This is a genomic window from Acaryochloris marina MBIC11017 (assembly GCF_000018105.1).
Taxonomy (GTDB): domain Bacteria; phylum Cyanobacteriota; class Cyanobacteriia; order Thermosynechococcales; family Thermosynechococcaceae; genus Acaryochloris; species Acaryochloris marina.
Map to the genome: position 1 here is coordinate 6,395,624 of NC_009925.1, position 19,706 is coordinate 6,415,329.

The 19,706-nt window shown below is 46.7% G+C and carries 10 protein-coding genes; 5 read left to right on the plus strand and 5 right to left on the minus strand.

Annotated features, from left to right (window positions below; all coding sequences use genetic code 11):
• Nucleotides 1–115: 115 nt before the first annotated feature.
• From AM1_RS28455 to AM1_RS28465, 3 genes are all read right to left on the minus strand, one after another.
• The gene (locus AM1_RS28455) at nt 116–1,243 is read right to left on the minus strand and encodes a trypsin-like peptidase domain-containing protein (protein ID WP_012166435.1); all 1,128 of its coding nucleotides are present in this window, start codon (nt 1,241–1,243) and stop codon (nt 116–118) included.
• A 169-nt stretch (nt 1,244–1,412) separates the two neighbouring features.
• The gene (locus AM1_RS28460) at nt 1,413–5,465 is read right to left on the minus strand and encodes a tetratricopeptide repeat protein (protein WP_012166436.1); all 4,053 of its coding nucleotides are present in this window, start codon (nt 5,463–5,465) and stop codon (nt 1,413–1,415) included.
• A gap of 215 nt (nt 5,466–5,680) precedes the next feature.
• Nucleotides 5,681–9,721 carry a serine protease gene (locus AM1_RS28465; protein WP_012166437.1) on the minus strand — a complete coding sequence of 1,347 codons (4,041 nt, stop codon included), beginning with the start codon at nt 9,719–9,721 and terminating at the stop codon, nt 5,681–5,683.
• Between the two features lie 486 nt (nt 9,722–10,207).
• Here AM1_RS28465 and AM1_RS28470 point away from each other — a divergent pair, with 486 nt between their 5' ends.
• The 5 genes from AM1_RS28470 to AM1_RS28490 all read left to right on the plus strand — a co-directional run bounded on the left by AM1_RS28470 (nt 10,208) and on the right by AM1_RS28490 (nt 16,274).
• Nucleotides 10,208–10,924, plus strand: coding sequence for a response regulator (locus tag AM1_RS28470; protein WP_012166439.1), 717 nt, complete (start codon nt 10,208–10,210; stop codon nt 10,922–10,924).
• Complete coding sequence (locus AM1_RS28475) at nt 10,918–12,030, plus strand: sensor histidine kinase (RefSeq protein ID WP_012166440.1); 1,113 nt, start codon at nt 10,918–10,920, stop codon at nt 12,028–12,030. The genes AM1_RS28470 and AM1_RS28475 overlap by 7 nt, the downstream gene beginning before the upstream one ends.
• A 258-nt stretch (nt 12,031–12,288) precedes the next feature.
• Complete coding sequence (locus AM1_RS28480) at nt 12,289–12,792, plus strand: universal stress protein (protein ID WP_012166441.1); 504 nt, start codon at nt 12,289–12,291, stop codon at nt 12,790–12,792.
• Nucleotides 12,793–13,057: 265 nt separating this feature from the next.
• Nucleotides 13,058–15,778, plus strand: a complete 2,721-nt coding sequence (locus tag AM1_RS28485) for a cation-transporting P-type ATPase (RefSeq protein ID WP_187152913.1) — start codon at nt 13,058–13,060, stop codon at nt 15,776–15,778.
• A 58-nt stretch (nt 15,779–15,836) separates the two neighbouring features.
• Nucleotides 15,837–16,274, plus strand: coding sequence for a universal stress protein (locus tag AM1_RS28490; protein ID WP_012166443.1), 438 nt, complete (start codon nt 15,837–15,839; stop codon nt 16,272–16,274).
• Between the two features lie 221 nt (nt 16,275–16,495).
• On the opposite strand, the gene AM1_RS28495 is transcribed toward AM1_RS28490, so the two are convergent.
• Nucleotides 16,496–17,164, minus strand: a complete 669-nt coding sequence (locus AM1_RS28495) for a COP23 domain-containing protein (protein ID WP_012166444.1) — start codon at nt 17,162–17,164, stop codon at nt 16,496–16,498.
• Nucleotides 17,165–17,210: 46 nt separating this feature from the next.
• Nucleotides 17,211–19,691, minus strand: a complete 2,481-nt coding sequence (locus AM1_RS28500) for a CHASE2 domain-containing protein (RefSeq protein WP_012166445.1) — start codon at nt 19,689–19,691, stop codon at nt 17,211–17,213.
• Between the last annotated feature and the right edge of the window lie 15 nt (nt 19,692–19,706).

Genomic DNA, 19,706 nt, shown 5'->3' on the forward strand with positions numbered 1-19,706 from the left:
AGTGTTGGAGGGCTTCACTGGGATGGGTCCCCGCGCTTAGGGACTTGATTGGGCTTGTCCACTGTAGCGAGTTGGGGGCAGGGTCGTCTAGAAATGGCGGTCGGTCCCTGCACAATTAGATTCCTTTGGCTTGAATTTGATATCGACCTTGCTCACCTCGATCAGATGTCGTTACTCCAATGTAATAGAGGCCATCTTGGGGGAGTGAGAGATTCAATTGAGCAGTGAAATCAGCGGGTCCACGGTCATCATTTTTGGCCACTGGAATGTATTTTGGTTTGGGGCTGGATTGATCCACAAAGAACAGCTGGAGAACCGGATTAAATTCATCACTTTTGAGGGTTAAAGTTACCGATTGTCCGGCTTTACCCTGGAATTGGTACAAGTCAATAAAGGTTTGAGGGGTTAATTGGATATCTGTTTTTTCCAGACGGGCATTGAAGTTTCGATTGGCGAGTTGGGGAATCGATCGTTTCTGGCTTTGTTTGGGTAAGGTCGAAACGCGAGAGATTTTTCCGGATCGCATGGCCTTTAGAAAAGTGTGCAAGCGATCAACTGAAATGGCGAAGTTTATGCCACTTTTGGTAACCCCAATGGGTCGGCCAGTGGGACTATAGACGAGACCCTGTAGATCTCCACTGAAATGGACGCCGACAACCTGTCCCTGGCGATTGAGAATGGGACCACCGGAATTACCTGGATTAGTATTGGCACTATGTTGAAGTGTGCCATTTTGTTGGCTTATTCGGCTGACCATTCCCCTTGCCAGGGTATTCTGATAGTCCTCGGTTAGGGGTGTGCCAATCACGAAAATATCGTCTCCCACTTGAGTAGAGCCTGCTGGGGACAGGGGGATTGAGGGCAAATTCGTGAGGCCATAGATTTTGAGTGCTGCTAGGTCTACGCCATGATGGGCAAAGCCAATCACATCAGCAGAGACCTGCCGACCGTCATTGAATTTGACGGTAACGATCCGGGGACCATTGGCAACGACATGGGCATTGGTAATAATCCAGCCATCAGCACTGACGATAAATCCACTCCCATGTCCTGAGCCGTTTTTAATCGTGACGACGGCAGGGCTCGCTTGCTGATAGATTTGTGTTGCTGTGGATTGGGCCGATTGGGCTACAGCCCGTTGGACCAGGGAGGGATGGAGGGAAATGGCGGGTGTAATGATGCCTGCTGTCAACAATAGGGCGTTAATGGAGATGAATTTAGAAATCAGTTTTGGGGTGGTCATCGTTCTATCACCAATGCATTGATTCATCAATCGTTGTGGTGGCTTGTTCATATGCAGGAAAGATATATCGTGCCGAGACTTTTGACCGATTGAGACGCTGAATGGTAGTCCATGAATGGCAATCAGACTTAGCTGATATGGCGCAAGGAACATGCATGGATCCAAGGGCTTATAGTGCAGGATCTGAAAAAAGTTGTTGGGCATCTGCGATTAACTGATCTCCCCAGAGATTTTGCTTGAGGAATTCAACATCTCGCAATCTAGAATCTTTTGTGAGGGCAAATTTGGCTGAGGCTATTGCTTGTTGTTGTTGACCGCTGTGATACAGAGCAATAGCTAGCGCAAGTTGTGGTTCTGCCAACTTGTCGTCTAGTTCCATGGCTCTTTTGAACTGAGCGATGGCTAGATTTCGTTCCTCTTGCTCGTAGTAAATGAGGCCCATATTAATGGTGGGTATAATTGCTTTTTCGTCCAGCTCAACAGCCTGCTTAAAATCTTTGAGTGCATGCTGAGCGTTGTTCGTTAATGCATATAAAATTCCCCGTTTGGTATAAGCAACAGGTTGTTTAGGATTTAGCTCAATATATTTGCTGGCATCTGATATTGCTTCTTCAAAACGTTGGAGCCTTCGATGAGTCTGGCTGCGCAGGTCGTAAGCTGGAGAAGCCTGGGGGTTGAGTTCAATGATGGTATTAAAGTCAGATAGGGCTTGCTCATAGCGTTTGGTTTCGAGATAGATTGGACCTCGCCCCGCATAGGCCAGGATATTTTTGGAATTAATTTCAATCGCTTTACTAAAATCTCCTACTGCGCCCTCTAAACGCTGCCAATTTAAGAAATTTCTCCCTCGGGCTTCAAAAAGCTCTGATACATAGGGTGATCGAGGATTTGGGTGGAGGACTATGGCTTGGGAAAAGTCCGTTTTGGCTTGCTCATATTGCTGTAATTCACTATGGACCCTAGCTCGACTGCTGTACAAAATGCTGGTTCTTAGACCATTTTGGGGGGCTAACTCAATGGCTTTGGAATAGTCCGAAATCGCTTCTGAGTAACGTTTCAGTGATTTGTTAATCCCAGCCCGCACTCGATATCCTTCACTATCTTTGGGTTCAGTTTTGAGAGCGGTTTGAAAATCTGCTGTTGCTTCTGCTTCCCGTCCCATTTTTTGGTAAAGTTGCCCTCTACTCACGCGGTACTTAGGGTTTTGAGGGGCAATCTCTATCGCTTTAGTGTAGTCAGCGAGTGCTTTGTCATACTGCTTTAAATTGATGTAGCTGATTGCACGGATATTATGCAAATTGTCAGTTTTGGCCAGGGGAATTCCGTTCGGATTATCAGAGTTAGATCGAAGCTCAATGGCCTGAGTGAAATCGGCAATGGCCTGTTCAAATTTCTCTAACTCAACGTGTAAATACCCACGGGCAGTATAGGCAAACCCTTTTTTCTGCTGAATATATTGGTTGTCAACTGCTGTGGCTTGGGGATAATCTGCATTCTTTATCGCTTGATTAAAGTTTGCGATCGCAGCTTCATATTGCTGCAGACTTTGATAAGCTTGCCCTCGACCTGTGTAACTCTGCACATCTCTTGGGGCGAGCTGTATCGCTTGTGAAAAGTCGGCAATAGCAGCTTTGGGCTGGTTTAAACCAGCGTAGGCTTCCCCTCGACCTTGAAAATAGGTCGGATTTTGAGGATCCAGTTCAATGGCTTTGGACCAATCTGCGATCGCATTTTCATACTGCTGCCTGAGTAGATAAATATTAGCTCGACTCGATAGGTGGCTAGGAAGATTAGGTTCCAGTTGGATGGCTTGAGTATGGGCTGCGATCGCATCTTCATATCGTTTTAGTCCAAAGTAAACATGCCCTTGTCCAGAATAATGAGTGGTATTTTCAGGATCGATGCTGATGCCTTTTTTGAATTGAGCCAAAGCCTGCTCAAACCGTCGCTCAGCAAGATAGAGTTGCCCCAAACCACTGTAAACATACGAGTCTTGTGGATCGAGCTGGATCGCTTGCTGATGATCGGCTAAGGCCGCATCATAACGTCGCAATAATTGATGAATAACTCCACGGTTGGTGTAGGCAATCGCTAGCCTAGGATCAAGCTCAAGAGCTTGATTAACCGTAGCCAGAGATGCTTCAAACTGATCCATCCACATAAGCACCACACCACGATTGATATAAAATGCCGCTCTAGGGGCCTGGGCAATTGCTGCATCAATGGTTGCCAGGGCTTCAGGGTAACGCCGTAAACGACCTAAAACCGTGTATTTTTCATTGAGTAGTTGTGCATCATTTGCCTTAATTTGGAGCCCCTTCTCAATCGCAACTAGGGCTTGTTTAGGTTGTTTGAGATTTCGGTAAACGACGCTTAGCAGTTGCCAACTTGGTTTATAGGTTGGTTTCAACTGAACCACTTTCTGCAACGCCGTTTCAGCTGCGGAATAGTCTTCCTGAGCACGATAAACTAACGCTTTACCATACCAAGCTAGATGTACAAACTCAGGATTAAATTGAATCGCTTGCTCAAAAGCTGCTAAGGCTTCAGCATGTTGTTCCAACCGCCACAGTTGATTACCCCGCTCGATCCAGACTTCTGGTTTAGCATTGCTAGTCGGGACTTGTGCTTTGAGAACCGAAGCTTGCCATTCTTCTTGTTGCAGAGATGATAGGGTTGCTGGCGCTGTAGTGTTGATCTGCAAAGCATTTAAGTCAACATTGAACTTCGGCATCACCCCCAACACTGAACTCGTGGGAATGCCTAAGCTCCATCCCAATTGGATGTTTATATTTCCCGTCTCAGATTCGCCTTCAGCTAATCCATGAATACCGATGACCTGGCCTTGGCGATCAAGGACAACACCCCCACTCATCCCCCCGTAGGTGATGCTGGAATACACCAATTCATAGCCACCCCAAAAACTGGCTTGAGGGATGGAAATGACGTTATCAGCTTGTTGCATCCGATAGCTAGCAACTTCTAGAAAGCCTCGGTTTTTATCAAAAACTTTGCCTCCATTAAACTGCCAACTCGCTTCTGATTGATTGACTTTTGGAAAACCAGCGACGAACACCTCATCATCGGTTTTCGGGTTGTAGTCACCAAAGGCGGCAATCTCAAAGTTAGCCTCACTTTGGAACTTGAAAATGGCCAGATCGACCCCTTCCTGACGTCGAATGGTGTTGGCATTAATCGGATGAGTTTGCCCATCTGGTGTGACCACAGAATAGCGCTGAGCAAGGCAAGGAGGCGAACCATTGGCAGTTTCACAGACGACATGATTTGCAGTTAGAACGGTATAGGTTTGCCCTTGCCTGGCAATAATGACACCAGAACCATTCGAACCACTAGAGCTGTCAATGCGAACCGAAATGTTTTTGGCTTTGGCTTCTAGGTCTGCAACCCATCCCTGTGACCGGGCCATTTTCACTGTCGATGCCACTAAGGGTTGGGGTAGGCCATAGGCGGTAAGGATATTGGGCTGGATTTGAGCTAGTACGGTTTGTAGAGAGATACCCCAGTTGAGTTGTCGGAGTTGTTGGATGGTCTCAGGGTTGAGAGAAGTCCCATCAACGGTTTCGTAGTTATCTACCACCGGAGATACACTCTGACCGTTGATGCCTACAAGTTCTCCAGTGGTTGTTTCTATAATGGGTCCTCCACTCATTCCCTGCTTAACATCACCTGGGTATCCCAATTGATATCCCCCTTTCAAAGGCTGATCGAGGATCTGTTGCAATGGATGAGTGCTGATTTGGAACTGTTGTGAGTCAGCTGCATAGCCCGCACTAGCGAGGGATTGTCCTGGGCGGGGGGTAAAGTTGCCTAGCTCTGGCAAGGTATAGGACTGATTGCCCTCGAAGGAGACTAGGGCCAGATCATAGCCAGATGAGAAAGAGTTCTGAACGAGAGTGGCAGTATGGGTTTGACCATCATAGGTCTGGATTTGAATGGTTTTTGCTCCTTGCAGGATGTGTTGATTCGTCAATACCAGATAGGTGTTGTTCTGCTTAGAGATAAGAGTGCCACTGCCCTGATTGTTGTTTGTCCTGATCCGAACCGTAATTTCTTGGGTATAGGTGGTGATGGCATCAACAGACTGTGCTTGGGCAAGATGAGTTGCAGGGAGGCTACCGTGGGTAGGTTGAGCACTTGCGGAAGTACAGAGTGTTGTGGACAAGACCAACAGAGAGAGTAAAGATAATGTCCTTTGCATCATGGTTTTAAATTACTTTCTAAAAGAATAGTTGAGATGATTGAGGCATAATCCCTTTGTTCTACATCGTGGTGATTTAGACGTAATATGCACCTTGCCCTCAACTGCTATCGGCCTTTACCTGTCCAGAACTAGTGGAAATTCTACCCCTATAGATGTTGAGTGGTTGTTAGTCGTCTTTTGACTCTTCAACCACCATCTATGCTCATGAATATGGATTACGGGGCCTGAAAGGCTGGCTCTGTCAGAAGTTTTTTTACATCTACAATCAAGCGTTCTCCCCAGAGATTTTGCTTGAGAAATGCGACTTCTTGAAATTTGGGATCTAGCTTGAGGGCAGATTGGGCTAGGGCAATCGCTTGTTTTTGCTGACCCCCGTGATAGAGCGCAGTAGCCAGGGCAAGCTGGGGTTCAGCTAGAGAACCATCAAGCTCAATTGCACGCTGGAATTGGGCAATCGCTTGCTTCCGATTCCCTTGCTCGTAATAAATTAGGCCCAAGTTGACGGTAGGGATAATGGCTTTGGGGTTGAGGGTGATAGCCTGCTGAAAGTCATTCAACGCGAGGGATGGATTGGCCCCTAAGACATGTAAAATGCCTCTACGGGTATAGCTGGCTGCATTGGCCTGGCGTTCAATCCATTGATCTGCATCTGCGATCGCATCTTCTATACGATTCAACGCCTGATAAGTTCTACTGCGAAAGTCATAGACAAACCCTAGCTTTGGATTGAGTTTAATCACGGTACTGAAGTCGGCCAAGGCGTCCTGATATTTCTGGGTTCCCAAGGATAGACGACCTCTACCGACATAGGCCATCACATTTTTGGGGCTTATGCCAATGGCTTGGTTAAAATCAGCCAAAGCATCATCTTGGCGCTGCCAACTTAAAAAGTTGTTACCCCGAGCAATGTATAGGTCCGCCGCAAAGGGAACGGTGGGATTGGGAAGGAGGGCAAGTGCTTTTGAATAATCTAAATTGGCCTGTTCATATTGCTGCAAATTGCCATGCATTTGGGCGCGGCTACTATGTAACAGACTTCGTTGGAATGGGTTTTGGGGGGCTAACTCAATGGCCTTGGTATAGTCAGCCAGGGCTTCTGGATACCGTTTTAATGATTTATAGACATCTGCTCGGACACCATACCCCTGACTGTCCGATGGTTCAGTCGTCAGAACCTTTTGAAAATCTGCATTAGCTTCAGTTTCCTGGCCTAATGTGCGGTAAATCTTGCCTCTTCTGATATAGGTGGATAGATCCTTGGGGGCAATTTCAATGGCTTGGGTATAGTCTGCGATGGCCTCTTGATATCGGTTTAAGGCCGTGTAATTCAGGGCGCGGGCGCGATAGAGATAGGTGACTTTAGGGGATAGTTCGATAGCTTGGGAAAAATCGGCAATGGCCTGTTCCAGCTTGCCAAGGTCGCTGTAAAGAAAACCCCGAGCGGAGTAGGCCAACCCCTTATACTTTTTATCTGTCTCTAATTTTTGGGGGAAATCAGCAACTTCAATGGCTTTGTCAAACTGTGCGATCGCACGTTGATACTGCCGCGCCCTTTGATACACCGTCCCCAGACCGATATAAGCCCGAGTATTATTTTTGTCCACCTCAATAGCTTGGGAGTAGTCGGCAAGGGCTGCTTCTGGCTGGTTCAAGGCGTCATAGGCATCACCTCGGTTGTTGAAATAAATTGGATCGGGCGGAGCCAGCCGGATGGCTTTGGTTAAATCTGCGATCGCATCTTGGTATTGCTGAGTCGTGATATAAACGTTAGCCCGACTGAAGTAGTCATTGGCACTGTCTGGCTCTAGCTCAATGGCTTTGGTATGGGCTGCGATCGCATCTTGATATTGTTTTTGGGCAAAATAGACAAATCCTTGGCCCGAATAATTGATGGGATTTTTGGGGTCGATGGCAATCCCTTGGTTGAATTGAGCCAGAGCTTCCTGATAACGGCCTTGGGAGTGATAAAGCATTCCTAAGCCGCCATAGGCAGAGATATATTGCGAGTCCAGGGCGATGGCCTTTTTAAGATCTGCAATCGCTTCCTTCGGACGTTTCAGAAAAGAGTACGTCACCCCTCTGTTCGTATAGGCAATGGCCATATTGGGGTCGATTTCGATGGCCTGGTTAAGGGCAGTCAAGGTCTCTTCGTATCGATCCATCTTGATTAGCACCCAGCCGCGATTGATATAAAAAGCAGCCCGAGGAGCCTGGGCGATCGCGGCATCTATGGCTGCAAGGGCTTCTGAGTACCGATACAGTTCTGATAGAACAACATACTTCTCATTTAGTAACTGGGCATCCGTTGGTGCAATTTTTAATCCTGAATTGACGGCAGTTAAAGCCTGTTCTGGTTTCTTCTGGAGGCGATAGGCCGCACTCAGTACTTTCCATCCGGGCTTATAGTTTGGCTTGAGATTAAGAACTTTGAGTAAAGCCGTTTCAGCCGCAGGAAAGTTTTCCTGAGACCGATACACAAGTGCTTTGCCATACCAAGCCAAATGCACAAAAGAGGGATTCAATTGAATCGCCCGATCAAACGCAGCCAGGGCTTCCGCATATTGTTCCAGCCGCCAAAGCTGATTACCACGCTCGATCCAGACCTCTGCTTTAGCGTTACCTGTTGGTACATCCACCTGCAAAACCGAGGCTTGCCACTGAGCTTGTTGGCCCGCCGACAGGGGCGTTGGTGCAGTGGAACTGACCTGAAGGAGTTCCGGTGAGAGGTTGAACTTAGGCAGGGTTCCCAAAACCGAACTGGTGGGAATGCCTAAACTTAGCCCCAACTGAATCTTTAAATTCCCGGTTTCTGATTCCCCTTCTGCCAGACCATGAATGCCAATCACCTGGCCCTGACGATCCAGAACGACTCCTCCACTCATCCCCCCATAGGTAATGCTGGTATAGACCAATTCATACCCCCCTCCAAAGTTGGCTTGGGGAAGGGCAAAAACGGCATCATTTTGGCGGACGCTATAGCTGTTGACGCTGAGAAATCCATCGGTTTTATCGAATACTTTGCCACCGTTGAACTGCCAACGGGCTTCGGATTGATTCACTTTGGGAAAGCCAGCCACAAACACTTCATCATCTTTTCTGGGGTTGTAATCTCCAAAGGTGGCTAACGCATAATCCGCATCGCTCGTAAACGTAAAGATCGCGAGATCGACCCCCTCTTGGCGCTGAACGGTTTGCGGATCGACTTTAAAGATCTGTCCATCTGGGGCAACAACGGCATACTGTTGCAGGGGACAAGGCGGTTTGCCATTGGGCGTTGCGCAGAGCACATGGTTGGCGGTTAGTACGGTGTAGGTCTTGTCTTGCTTGGCAATGAGTACTCCCGAGCCGTTGGCCCCAGTCGAGCTGTTGATCTGTAGGGTGAACGTTTTCGCTCTAGCTTCCAGATCTGCGACCCATCCTTGAGCCTGAGCCGTTTTTACTGTAGAGGCCACCAGGGGTTGGGGTAAACCATAGGTTGCCAGTAGGTTTGGCTGAATTTGGGCCAGGACCGTTTGCAGGGGAATTCCCCAGTTCTGTTGGCGTAGGGTCTGAACCGTTTCAGGGGGAATGGCTTGACCGTCTAAGGTCTTGTAGTCATCCACGAGAGGGAAGGCACTCTGACCATTGATGCCGATCAGTTCCCCTGTGGTGGTTTCTATGATCGGCCCGCCACTCATGCCCTGTTGGATGTCTCCTGGATATCCCAGTTGATATCCCCCTTGAAGGGGCTGGTCAAGAATCAGTTGTACTTGATTGGGTCTGACTTGGAACTGTTGGGAGTCTGCTGCATAGCCTGCACTAATAACCGATTGACCTTTGCGAGGGGTAAAGTTGCCTAGCTCAGGTAGCGTATAGGATTGGTTACTGACAAAGGTGACGAGTGCCAGGTCATATTTAGCGGGGAAAGGATTCTCTACCGCCTTAGCTGTATAGATTTGACCATCATGGGTTTGAATGTTTAGAGACTCTGCTCCGCGCAGAATATGGGCGTTGGTCAGCACTAGGTATTCATTATCCTGCTTGGTGATTAGGGTTCCGCTCCCTTGATTGTTGTGGGTCTGAATCCGAACCGTAATTTCTTGAGCATAGGCGTTTACAGTGTTATCTGGATTGGCCTGGGCAATGGGAGCAACAATCGATGAATTAGGTGTTGAAGGGAGAGTTGCACTGATGGCTGGACGGAAGGCTGTCGATAAAATCAACAGGGGTAACAAATCCACAAGAAAAGGTAAAACGGGTAGAAAACGTCGCAACATAGACTTTGGATGACTCACCGTAACAATGGTAAAGATAAACGTGACCTAGAGATTTAGATGTATATCGTTGACGAGGCTTTCCATATGCAACGTCTCAGTAAATTGCCGAGACTTTAAATTGATGCAGCAGATTTTTTGGCCGACTCTACTCCTTTGAGCGGCCTCATCACATGGTCATAGCTTTCAGTCCGATTACCTTTGAGATAGAGATCTGCTGCTGTCTTTAAATCAGATCGGTATGACTTTGTATGGTGAATTTGTTTGCACTCACCAACAGATCAAGGTAGATGACCCAGAACGTTCCTTCATTGGATGGATGCATCAAGGAAATGACAGCAAGTTCAAAAGTGGTTTATAGAAGTTGAGTGCTTATTCATTCCATCGTATAAGCTATGAAAAACTGGTGGAGAGAATGGCTAGGAGTCACTCTCTCGAAGAGATTTTGACGTGCCATCATGGAGATTAGAGTCATTCTTTGATCCAAGTATGAAACCCACCATACTCATTGTTGAAGATGAGAAAGAAATTGCTCAACTGGTTCGCAATATGCTTGAAACTGAAGGGTTTATATGTGAAACCTTAAGCAATGGGGCAGATGCGCTGCGGGTTGTAACCGTGCTGCAACCAGACTTGGTCATATTAGATCTGATGTTGCCAGGTTTAGATGGTTTGGAAGTTTGTACCCGAATTCGTCAGCAATCACTCGCCAAGGATCCTTATATTCTGATGTTGACTGCTAGGGCTGAAGAACTTGACCGGATCATTGGCCTTACAACCGGAGCAGATGATTACCTAACGAAACCTTTTAGCCCTAGAGAGTTAATAGCTAGGGTAAGAGCATTGTTGCGTCGGAGTTTGCGGGGTGAACAATCTGACCATTTACTCTATAGAACTGAATCTTTCACCGTTGATGTTGAGCACCATATCGCGCAAAGGCATTTGTCAGGTCAGGAGGCTGAGATGCTGGATTTAACAAGTCTTGAATTTAAGCTTTTGCAAACATTCCTGAGTTACCCTGGACGGGCCTGGAGCCGTACTCAACTCATTGATAATCTTTGGGGCAATGATTTCTTCGGAGACGATCGCGTTGTGGACACGCAGGTTGCTCGGTTGCGCAAGAAAATTGAGGTTAACCCTACCCAACCTCAATTTATTAAAACAATTCAGGGAGTGGGGTATAAGTTTGAAGACGGGCCATGCTAAAAACAATTGGTTTGAAGTCGCGATTGTTTTTCTCTCATATGCTGGTAATGTTTATCAGCCTGGATTTTTACATCATTATTAACCGATTGACCTCCTTTAACCGTTTCAACGAAGATCTTGATCAGTTAGTGCAGCGCCAAATCGAAATTACTGAATTAAAGTCCATTCTGATTGCAGAATTCGAAACTGCTTGGCACATCAGTATGATTTGGTCCATTCTTTCAGGTGTGACTGCTGCTCTTCTATTAAGCTATTGGGTGGCTCGACGAATTACAGCTCCCCTCATTCAGATAGAACAGACCACTAGAAAATTTGCAGATGGGCAGTTAGATATTCGTTTACCTACTAGCTCTATTCCTGAAATCAATCGGCTCAGTCGAAGTTTTAACCGCATGGCCATGAGTTTAGAGCAGGTTGAACAAAAACGACGAGAGCTTATTGGCGATTTGGCTCATGAATTGCGCACCCCCATGACCACTATTCGAGGCTATTTAGAAGAAATAGTAGATGAGCGCATACCTCCCACTGCGGATCTATTGGATCGCTTGATCAAAGAAGTGCGGCGGGTTGAACGATTAGTCATGGATTTGCAGCTACTTTCAAAAGCAGAAGCCGGACATTTGCCACTGCATTTACAATCAATTTCTCTAAATTCACTTTTACTACACGTCAGCGAAAATCTCTCAACTCAATTGAGAGAAGATGGCCCCACTCTGACCTTAGACTGTCCATCTAACTTACCTCCAGTTTGGGTGGATCCTGATCGCACAGAACAAATTTTAGTGAATCTTGTTGGCAATGCCCTTCGCTATACAGAACAGGGGCAAATTGTGGTACAAGTCCGACGAGATGATCGTAATGCTTGGGTTACGGTAGCTGATACAGGCTTAGGCATTGCTCCGAAAGATTTACCTCATGTATTTAACAGATTCTGGCGATCGCAACATTCCCGCACCCGTCATTCAAGTGGAACTGGATTAGGATTAGCTATTACACAACGCCTAGTAGAACTGCAGGGTGGGACGATTAACGTCGATAGCCAGTTAGGTATCGGGAGTAAGTTTCAGTTTTCACTCCCTCTAACGGTATCTACGTTGACACAATAAATCGGTAGTTTTGACACAACTTTGCCACACGTGGTTGATACGCTAATTACTTGCCTAATATGCCATTTGGAAATTCCAATGCCATCATTGGTGATTACTGTGTGTATGATCGCCACTATTTTATCCATAGAAATTAGTAAAGAGGATCATCACTCTCTAGTTTTCAACCTCTTCTACTGAAGAACTATTGGATAAATAGTTCTAGGGTTGATTTCCTGATGGTCATAAAGAATTTTGTGTAAAAACTGGAAGATTAACATGAGTTACAACCGTGTTTTAGTAGCAATTGATACCTCATTCTCGGGTGGGGTTGTCTTTGAGCAGGCTCTAGAAACTGCTCAATTCCACAAAGCAAAACTATATCTACTCCACTGTGTAGAAACTTCAATGCAGCGGTCTAGTTTATTAACTGCTTCCCAAACAAGAACCACCAAAGGCGCTAATTATTTTACTCCATATGATGACGCTGATTTACAGTTCGCTCAACAAAAATGGGAGACTCAGATTGAACAAGCTAATGAGTGGCTTTTGCAATATTATCAACAAGCAACTCAGCGAGGCGTATTAGCTACCTGTGAGTCTGTTTTTGGAGCACCAGGATATCAAATTTGTACCTTGGCAAATGAATGGCAAATTGATCTAATTGTCATGGGACGTAAAGGTCACTCAGGTCTGGCAGAGCTTTTTATTGGCAGTGTGAGTAACTATGTGTTGCATCATGCACACTGTTCAGTATTGGTCGTTCAAGACCATAAAGCTTAAAGAACCCCCCTTTATGGAAAGTGTATTTGACTCGTATGAAAGCTTTGCTCTGGGCGGCTTAACTTTTATTTGAGATTTAAAGTTAATGCATACCTTCTCCATAAGCAGATTTCTAAAGCCCGATTTTCGCAAAAGTGGGCTTTAGTGAATTTATCAAGAGATCACGAAACATCATTAATTTTACATCCTAAAACTGAGTAGCACAAAACTCCTGGAAATAAGGAGCGATGCTTAATTAGGAGAGCTATCTAAAATGCTAAAAACTATGGAGCCAGTTGAAAACTCATCTCGCTCTTATTATCAACTTTCTGTGACGGAATCTATTGAGCTCTTTGATAGTAATTCTGAATGGGGGTTAACTTCAGAGGAAGTTGCCAATCGCTATGAAATTTATGGCTGGAATCAGCTCCCCATAAAACCTGGAAAACCTATTTGGTTGAGATTTCTATTGCAATTTCATCAACCACTTCTCTATATTCTGTTGATTGCAGGGGGAGTTAAGGCATTTTTAGGATCTTGGACTAATGCCGTCGTGATTTGGGGGGTGACGGTAATTAACGCTGTCATTGGTTATGTGCAAGAAGCGAAAGCAGAGGGTGCGATCGCTTCATTAGCCAAGGTCGTAACCACCGAAACTACGGTTCTACGTGATGGACAAACGCTACGAATTCCCTCCCAGGACCTCGTCCCTGGCGATATTGTTCTATTGACATCTGGGGACAAAGTACCAGCAGATTTGAGGCTTATAAGCATAAAAAATTTGCAGGCTGATGAGTCGGCATTGACTGGGGAATCTGTACCTGTGGATAAATCTATCCAATCTTTACCAGAAGAAATTTCATTGTCAGAGCGAACCAATATGGCTTTTGCAGGCAGTTTCATCACTTTTGGGCAAGGGACTGGGATTGTTGTTGCCACTGCAGATGCAACAGAAGTTGGGCAGATTTCTCAATCCATGATGCACAGAATTAACCTAAGTACGCCCTTGACCCGCAAATTTACTAAGTTTAGCCGCATTTTGCTCTATGGAATTTTGACCTTAGCAACCCTAACTTTTGTTATTGGGTTAGGGCAAGGAGAGTCTTGGATTTATATGTTTGAGGCTGCTGTTGCCCTAGCTGTCAGTGCGATTCCAGAAGGGTTGCCTGCTGTTGTCACGATTACTTTGGCGATTGGGGTTAATCGGATGGCACGCCGTCATGCAATTATTCGTAAGCTGCCAGCAGTTGAGGCACTGGGAGGCGCAACCGTTATTTGTTCGGATAAAACTGGAACATTAACTGAAAATCAAATGACTGTCCAATCGATTTATGCGGGAGGAATGCATTTCGAGGTGAGTGGTAGTGGCTATAGTCCCAAAGGAGACATTAGTGCTACAGACCCTTGTGATCGTGAGAAGTGGCTCGAATATCAGTTACCACCACCTCTGGAAGAGTGTCTGATAGCTGGAGCGCTTTGTAATGACTCCCAGCTTAGACAAACAGGAGACGATTGGTTAGTCGTTGGGGATCCGACAGAAGGGGCACTGATTACGGCAGCTTCTAAAGCCAGTCTCAACCAAGCCAGTCTAGTGGCGTCAAAACCTCGATTAGATGGGATTCCCTTTGAATCTCAATACCAATATATGGCAACCTTGCATGATCATGTCTCCCCAGTCATTTATATCAAAGGATCCGTAGAGGCATTATTGGGTCGGTGCTCCCGGATGATGGGCCACGATAGTCAGACGACGGCTCTGGACGCTGTGCGAATTCAGAAGGCGGTTGAAATAATGGCAGAGCAAGGATTGCGAGTGCTTGCCTTTGCAAAAAAAGAAATGCATATCCATCAGCATTCGATTGATCATGAAGATATTGAATCAGAACTCATGTTTTTAGGATTACAGGGGATGATTGATCCACCTCGCCCAGAGGCTATTGCTGCTGTTCATGCTTGTCAAGCGGCTGGGATCCAGATAAAAATGATTACTGGAGATCATATTGCAACCGCTCGGACCATTGCTCAGCGCATGGGAATTCAAAAGGCTGAGCAAGTGGTGGCCTTTGGGGGGCAGCAATTAGCCAGTATGGATGATCATCAGCTTGCCCAGGCAGTTGAAGAGGGAGATGTTTTTGCCAGAATTGCTCCGACCCAAAAGCTGCGATTGGTTGAAGCACTTCAGTCTAAAGGTGAAATTGTTGCTATGACAGGCGATGGTGTGAATGATGCGCCTGCTCTCAAACAGGCTGATATCGGGACTGCGATGGGAAAAGGCGGTACTGAGGTAGCAAGGGAAGCGGCTGATATGCTCCTCACTGACGATAACTTTGCCTCCGTTGAGGCGGCTGTGGAAGAAGGGCGCACCGTCTATCAGAATCTGCGAAAAGCGATTGCATTTCTCCTGCCTGTCAACGGAGGTGAATCGATGACCATTTTGATTAGTGCCCTCCTGGCAAGGGATTTGCCCATCCTTTCACTCCAAATTTTGTGGCTAAACTTGATCAACTCCCTAACAATGACAGTACCTTTGGCCTTTGAGCCGAAGTCAAAGGGGTTGATGCAGCAGCCTCCACGAAATCCCAACGAGCCCTTAATTACAGGAAAATTATTACGCCGGATTTTGGTGGTTTCACTGTTTAATTGGATTCTGATTTTCGGTATATTTGAGTGGGCTAAATCCACTGGAAGCGATATCACCGTAGCTCGAACAATGGCCATCCAAGCCCTCGTCGCTGCTCGCATCGTCTATCTTCTTAGTATTAGCCAGTTGGGTTTGAGTTTGTTCAACTCTATTTGCCATCGGGACTTATCGATCACCCATACTCCTATTTTGGTAATGGGGATTGTTGGAGCTGTGGCTCTTCAACTCCTTTTCAGTCAGTGGCCTGTGATGAACCAACTTTTTGAGACCGCTCCCTTAACCTTGATGCAATGGCTTATTTGCTTGTTACCGATGTTACCCATGATACCCATGGCAGCCTTGGCTAACTGGATAGATCCATCATAATAATGATGGATAGCCACTTTCAATTGAATTACTGTTGAATACTTGATGAGGTATTGGGATGAACATATTAGTTGCATTGGACCTTTCCCCATCCTCTCAAGAAATTGTGAAACAGGTAGAAGAGCTGTTCAATTTACCGCATGTGAAATTTTGGCTATTACATGTTGCAGATCCTGAACCAGAATTTATTGGATATGCAGATGGTCCTCAATATATTAGGGATGCAGTAGCTCAGGAATTTCACGCAGAACATAAAGCTATACAAGCAATAGCAACAGAGATGCGAAATGCTCAAATTGACTGTACAGCTTTACTAATTCAGGGATATTGCCCCGACACAATTTTGTCAGAAGCTCAACGCCTCAAAGCGCACCTTATCGTCATGGGTTCTCATGGTAAAAATATGATGAAACAGCTCATTTTGGGTAGCACAAGTCAAGCGGTCATACAGGATTCGAAGATCCCTGTGTTAGTGATTCCTACAAAAACTAACTAGGAGTCAAATGCGATTAAAATTTACCCCTGGCACATTCGCTCATAGAAACAGTTGCCATAGGTAAGATATCTGCATAATGTGGACCAAGATAAATCTTTGGCCTGGAGGGGGGAGTAGCTCAATCAACCGCGTTCAGCCCTATACTTTACTGTTTTTCCTGGAAAGATATGTTGCTATCGGGAAAATTTTCTTCGTTTTGTTTGCAGTGATCATGCACAGAGCTAGGGGGAGGCCGACTCTTGAGCTTGGGATAGCGATCCGTCCCCTGGAGTAGACTTCATTTGAGTTCCTGCAGATTTTCGACGACGCGGCGGGGTGCGATCGGTAATGGGAGCACGACGAAATAACTCAGGTATCGGAACTAAGGTCTCTCCGCCAGAATTTTGCAGCAGCATATCAGCCGTCTTGCCCTTAAGAATATCCATCAGTTGGTGAAGTAGCTGATTGGGATTATCGTGGGGCTTCATGGTAAACAACTGGCGACTGCTTTCGCAGATATCATTCTCCTGGGTTAGAGCACAGACAATTGGATAGCCATTGGAGTACCCCGTTGTTAGATATTTAAGCTGTTTGGCGTCATAAAACTGTTGGAATTTGGGGGTTACCGCTGCACATCTTTTTTGGGGATTCCAGCCAAACCGAGAGAAAAACTCAGACTTCCAACCAATAATGCGAATATTGCCTTGCCGTTGGGGAATCCAAACAAGGGTCGCTGGAATCTCAGAACCACTGGCTGGGTCATAGACCTCTTTGCAAAAAAAGGTCACTTGATCAGGAGAAGCTGTTTGCGCTTGAGAGACAGGGGTTTGCCCCCAAGCTGGCAGACTGCTCAATGAGAGGGTGACAGCCATTGTACTGGTTAAGCCCCAATGCCAAAGATGATGCGTCATAAGGTGGTATCTCCTTGAATTTGGTAAGCGGGTCAGCTTCACTGTCTTATCGTTGCGTGATGATCTGATATGCACGGGGCAAAGACCGAATCGCCAGCCCCCCTATAGCAGTCGCTATAAAAGCAATGCCCGCTGGGATAACAGGCACCCATAGGCCGCCTCCATAGAGCAGAACCGCGCATATTCCCCCTAAACTAATGAATATGCAGCTAAGTAAGGCCCATTTTATCCTGCCAGAAGACAAAGTCGAGAGACTCATATTACCGAGACTTGCCCAAACTGCGATCCACAGGGTTTCTAACCAGGTCGGCCAAAAAACGATGGCAGGCCGTCCGTCTAACATAGTGCTCAAAAGCTGACTGGTGGCGTGAGCATGTAAATAGACCCCTGGAACCATCGCCCCTGGGCTTAAGGGGGTAAGGAAATCATCTTTCCCCGGTTCAGTCACACCAATAAGAACAATCTTGTCTCGAACGGATTCACCATTAAAGATAGGGGAGAGAACCTGCCGCAGGGATTTTTGCGGTGCAATTTTGGTGACTGCCCCTCGGGGAGTATTCGATAGGCGTCGGTAGTGGAGCATGATTTGGCGACCTGCCAGAGCTTCTCCTTGCTGGCTGCGGTAAGGTCCAGAGCTTTGCTGGAGCCAGTCGCCGAGTTGAGCATCCCCAACATTCACTTCTAAGTCACCTCGCTGGAGGTTTTTACAGTCAAAGTCTTTGTTCTGGGACTGTAGGTATTGCTTTGCAATCAGCAATCCAAAGCTAAAAGCATAGTCCTCTAATTGACATTGATCCAACGACGTTGTTGTCTGAGAGTTCCGGATGGCTCCAGGTGACAAGCACGGTGACCCTGGATCAAAACTGGCTTGGTAGAGATATCTTCGGACAATGTCCTGACTAGGTGTTGCTCCGTAATCTAGAGGAACATCACTAAAGCCAATTTGATTCAGCGGCACTTCTGGGGGTGGGGCGATGCCTGAAAATGCTTCTGCAGGACGGCTGGGGGTGCAAATACCGATGAAGTTTGTCTGACGCAGTTGATTCACTAAAGCAGAATTGGAGGCAGGAATGGGGCGAAGAATATCCAGACCAATCACACTAGGTTGGTAGGTTTGCAATTTTTCCAGCAATTGAGCAAGAGCCTTGCCAGAGAGGGAACGTCGTTGGGAGGTTCCAGGAATAATGGACCGCCCCAACCCTTGCTGGTCTTGAAACTGCATATCCTGTTGATCAATGGTGATGATTAAGAAACGCTCATCCCATTTTTCTTTGGGCTTGAACCGTAACATCAGGTCATAGGTTTTCAGCTCGATGGATTCCATCCATCCCATTTCACGGATGCCAATGACTCCTGCTGCCACGATTAGGCTAATGCCGAGGGCAATTCCCAGACGACGACGTTTAGGGGGAGATGGACTGGGTTGTAGAGACTGCCAGGTTGGCGGTACTTCTGTGGGGTTGGGACAGACGACCGGAAGCCAACTGGCACAGGGATAGGTTTTCTCCCAGTCATCATGCAAAATGCGTTGGGCTTGCTGGACTGAACTATAGAGGGATTGATTTTGAGTAAACGCGTCTAAAAAAGCGCGCAGAAATTTAGGAGAGATGGCATCCGGGAGCTTCTCGCGCATAAAGACCAAATGAGGCAAAGCGATGTTTTTCTCAGCGGCTAGCTGATGGGCTAAACCAATACCATCACAGGAGTTGAAGATGGCAAGACGTAACCCTTTGGCGGCTGCTTCTCGCAGCGTAAATCGAAAATCAGGAATCGCCAGTTGCTCTGTTTCATTGAGCTGAATCGCAAACCGCTTGCCATCTTCTGAACTGGCGCTATGTCCGCTGAAAAAGAGAATGTCCCAGCGGTCTTGCCGCAGTACTTGATTGAGCTGCTGTGGAGTAGGAGCAACCTGCCAGACAACTTCGGCTCCGGCTTGTCCGGCAATCTGGTCCAGTAATTGTTGGTCTTCGGGTAAATGCTGCAAATCTGTGGCATGGCCCAGGATCGCTAAGATTCGAATCTTACCTGGGTGATGGTAGGGTCTTGGAACGGTGGTGTATTGGTTTAAGGCCAAGGCAACGGTGGCCTCGATCTTTTCCACCACAGACCATCTCTCCCAGGGCAGTCGTTGTAGCCAGACATTGTCGGTCTGTATCCACAGACAAGCTTGCTGGCCTGCCATTAACAAGGCTTGGCGAATCTCTTCTAAGTCCTCTGTATTGAGCCACTGGTTCAGCTGTTTCTCGACTTGGGACGCGGTGGTGTGACAGGCTGCGATCGCATCTTCTCGTTCCGAACTATGGGTAATCTGATCCGGGTCGCTGTGGGTTAAGGCTCGGAATAAGCTTTCTAGGCTGGCGTAGCGTTGTTGCCACTGGCGATAAGTGGCTAATAAGGCTGGATTACTGGGTAATTTCCCCCGAACAACAGTTTGAGGTAGAGACGGCAAGTTCTCTCGAATCTCAAGTTTGACGCGAAATCCCTGTTCGAAATCGCCATCCAATTCCAGAATTAGCAGTTTCGTCATAGATTTAATGATTCT

What these genes read in the sequence shown, in the direction of transcription:
- AM1_RS28480 (WP_012166441.1), top strand. Translation starts at nt 12,289, where the DNA reads ATGAGTTACAACCGTGTTTTAGTAGCAATTGATACCTCATTCTCGGGT.
- AM1_RS28495 (WP_012166444.1), bottom strand. Translation starts at nt 17,164, where the DNA reads ATGACGCATCATCTTTGGCATTGGGGCTTAACCAGTACAATGGCTGTC.
- AM1_RS28490 (WP_012166443.1), top strand. Translation starts at nt 15,837, where the DNA reads ATGAACATATTAGTTGCATTGGACCTTTCCCCATCCTCTCAAGAAATT.
- AM1_RS28460 (WP_012166436.1), bottom strand. Translation starts at nt 5,465, where the DNA reads ATGATGCAAAGGACATTATCTTTACTCTCTCTGTTGGTCTTGTCCACA.
- AM1_RS28500 (WP_012166445.1), bottom strand. Translation starts at nt 19,691, where the DNA reads ATGACGAAACTGCTAATTCTGGAATTGGATGGCGATTTCGAACAGGGA.
- AM1_RS28485 (WP_187152913.1), top strand. Translation starts at nt 13,058, where the DNA reads ATGGAGCCAGTTGAAAACTCATCTCGCTCTTATTATCAACTTTCTGTG.
- AM1_RS28455 (WP_012166435.1), bottom strand. Translation starts at nt 1,243, where the DNA reads ATGACCACCCCAAAACTGATTTCTAAATTCATCTCCATTAACGCCCTA.
- AM1_RS28475 (WP_012166440.1), top strand. Translation starts at nt 10,918, where the DNA reads ATGCTAAAAACAATTGGTTTGAAGTCGCGATTGTTTTTCTCTCATATG.
- AM1_RS28470 (WP_012166439.1), top strand. Translation starts at nt 10,208, where the DNA reads ATGAAACCCACCATACTCATTGTTGAAGATGAGAAAGAAATTGCTCAA.
- AM1_RS28465 (WP_012166437.1), bottom strand. Translation starts at nt 9,721, where the DNA reads ATGTTGCGACGTTTTCTACCCGTTTTACCTTTTCTTGTGGATTTGTTA.